Annotated in this window: 1 rRNA gene; it reads left to right on the top strand. The window is 52.3% G+C overall.

The features are described 5' to 3' along the window. Window positions 1-155: 155 nt before the first annotated feature. A 23S ribosomal RNA gene (locus tag AACR93_RS16100) occupies window positions 156-3,044 on the top strand. The last annotated feature ends 106 nt before the right edge of the window (window positions 3,045-3,150 follow it).

Here is a 3,150-nt window from a genome sequence, read left to right as displayed (position 1 = left end):
GCTCTTTAACAATCTGGAAAGCTGATTTAAAAAGTAGTTCTCAAACATTTGTTACAAGTGCTTTGGAAACTTCTTGGCGAAAACCAAATTTTATTTGGTCCTTGTTGTACAACAACAAGCTGTGCCGGTTTCACCGACACTTCTTGGGGTTGTATGGTTAAGTGACTAAGCGTACATGGTGGATGCCTTGGCAGTCAGAGGCGATGAAGGACGTACTAACCTGCGATAAGCTGTGAGAAGTCGGTAAGAGACGCTATTACTCACAGATTTCCGAATGGGGAAACCCACCCGAGATAACTCGGGTATCTGTTACTGAATACATAGGTAACAGAGGCGAACCGGGAGAACTGAAACATCTAAGTACCCCGAGGAAAAGAAATCAACCGAGATTCCCTCAGTAGCGGCGAGCGAACGGGGATTAGCCCTTAAGCATCTTGGAAGTTAGTGGAACGGTCCTGGAAAGGCCGGCGATACAGGGTGATAGCCCCGTACACGAAAACAACCTTGATGTGAAATCGAGTAGGGCGGGACACGTGACATCCTGTCTGAATATGGGGGGACCATCCTCCAAGGCTAAATACTCCTGACTGACCGATAGTGAACCAGTACCGTGAGGGAAAGGCGAAAAGAACCCCTGTGAGGGGAGTGAAATAGAACCTGAAACCGTGTACGTACAAGCAGTGGGAGCCCTTCGGGGTGACTGCGTACCTTTTGTATAATGGGTCAGCGACTTACATTTTGTAGCGAGGTTAACCGTATAGGGGAGCCGTAGGGAAACCGAGTCTTAACTGGGCGTCTAGTTGCAAGGTGTAGACCCGAAACCGGGTGATCTAGCCATGGGCAGGTTGAAGGTTGAGTAACATCAACTGGAGGACCGAACCCACTAACGTTGCAAAGTTAGGGGATGACCTGTGGCTGGGGGTGAAAGGCCAATCAAACTCGGAGATAGCTGGTTCTCCCCGAAAGCTATTTAGGTAGCGCCTCGGACGAATACTACTGGGGGTAGAGCACTGTTTGGGCTAGGGGGTCATCCCGACTTACCAACCCCATGCAAACTCCGAATACCAGTAAGTACTATCCGGGAGACACACGGCGGGTGCTAACGTCCGTCGTGAAGAGGGAAACAACCCAGACCGCCGGCTAAGGTCCCAAAGTTCTGGTTAAGTGGGAAACGATGTGGGAAGGCTCAGACAGCTAGGATGTTGGCTTAGAAGCAGCCATCATTTAAAGAAAGCGTAATAGCTCACTAGTCGAGTCGGCCTGCGCGGAAGATGTAACGGGGCTCAAACCAGGCACCGAAGCCGCGGATTTGCACTTAGTGCAAGTGGTAGGGGAGCGTTCTGTAAGTCTGCGAAGGTGTATCGAGAGGTATGCTGGAGATATCAGAAGTGCGAATGCTGACGTAAGTAACGATAAAGGGGGTGAAAAGCCTCCTCGCCGGAAGACCAAGGGTTCCTGTCCAACGTTAATCGGGGCAGGGTGAGTCGACCCCTAAGGTGAGGCCGAAAGGCGTAATCGATGGGAAGCAGGTTAATATTCCTGCACGACTTGTAATTGCGATGGGGGGACGGAGAAGGCTAGGTGGGCCAGGCGACGGTTGTCCTGGTGAAAGTGCGTAGGCGGTACCTTTAGGTAAATCCGGAGGTGCAACGCTGAGACACGAGACGAACACACTACGGTGTGGAAGCCATTGATGCCCTGCTTCCAGGAAAAGCCTCTAAGCTTCAGATTACAAGTCATCGTACCCCAAACCGACACAGGTGGTCGGGTAGAGAATACCAAGGCGCTTGAGAGAACTCGGGTGAAGGAACTAGGCAAAATAGTACCGTAACTTCGGGAGAAGGTACGCTCTTGTTGGTGAAGTCCCTTGCGGATGGAGCTGACGGGAGTCGCAGTGACCAGATGGCTGGGACTGTTTATCAAAAACACAGCACTCTGCAAACACGAAAGTGGACGTATAGGGTGTGACACCTGCCCGGTGCCGGAAGGTTAATTGATGGGGTTAGCGCAAGCGAAGCTCTTGATCGAAGCCCCGGTAAACGGCGGCCGTAACTATAACGGTCCTAAGGTAGCGAAATTCCTTGTCGGGTAAGTTCCGACCTGCACGAATGGTGTAACCATGGCCATGCTGTCTCCACCCGAGACTCAGTGAAATCGAATTCGCCGTGAAGATGCGGTGTACCCGCGGCTAGACGGAAAGACCCCGTGAACCTTTACTACAGCTTGGCACTGAACATTGAACCTACATGTGTAGGATAGGTGGGAGGCTTTGAAGGCGTGACGCCAGTTGCGCTGGAGCCGTCCTTGAAATACCACCCTTGTATGTTTGATGTTCTAACGCAGGCCCATGAATCTGGGCCGCGGACAGTGCCTGGTGGGTAGTTTGACTGGGGCGGTCTCCTCCCAAAGAGTAACGGAGGAGCACGAAGGTTGGCTAATCCTGGTCGGACATCAGGAGGTTAGTGCAATGGCATAAGCCAGCTTAACTGCGAGACGGACAGGTCGAGCAGGTACGAAAGTAGGTCATAGTGATCCGGTGGTTCTGAATGGAAGGGCCATCGCTCAACGGATAAAAGGTACTCCGGGGATAACAGGCTGATACCGCCCAAGAGTTCATATCGACGGCGGTGTTTGGCACCTCGATGTCGGCTCATCACATCCTGGGGCTGAAGTCGGTCCCAAGGGTATGGCTGTTCGCCATTTAAAGTGGTACGCGAGCTGGGTTCAGAACGTCGTGAGACAGTTCGGTCCCTATCTGCCGTGGGCGTTGGATGATTGAAGGGAGTTGCTCCTAGTACGAGAGGACCGGAGTGAACGAACCTCTGGTGTTCGGGTTGTCACGCCAGTGGCACTGCCCGGTAGCTAAGTTCGGAATCGATAACCGCTGAAAGCATCTAAGCGGGAAGCGAGCCCTGAGATGAGTCATCCCTGACCCCTTGAGGGTCCTAAAGGGCCGTTGGAGACCACAACGTTGATAGGTGGGGTGTGTAAGCGCGGCGACGTGTTGAGCTAACCCATACTAATTACCCGTGAGGCTTAACCATACAACACCCAAGAAGTGTTCTAAGGCTTGTAGCAAATACGAACGAATTACTTACGTCAGCTTTCTCAGATTGAAGATTTTTGCCTGGCGGCAATAGCGCCGTGGAA

The sequence above is a fragment of the Aeromonas sp. L_1B5_3 genome, assembly GCF_963866575.1.
In the GTDB taxonomy this organism is placed as follows: domain Bacteria; phylum Pseudomonadota; class Gammaproteobacteria; order Enterobacterales; family Aeromonadaceae; genus Aeromonas; species Aeromonas jandaei.
The sequence above is the reverse complement of the archived record's forward strand: the minus strand, read 5'-3'. Positions and strand labels throughout refer to the sequence as shown.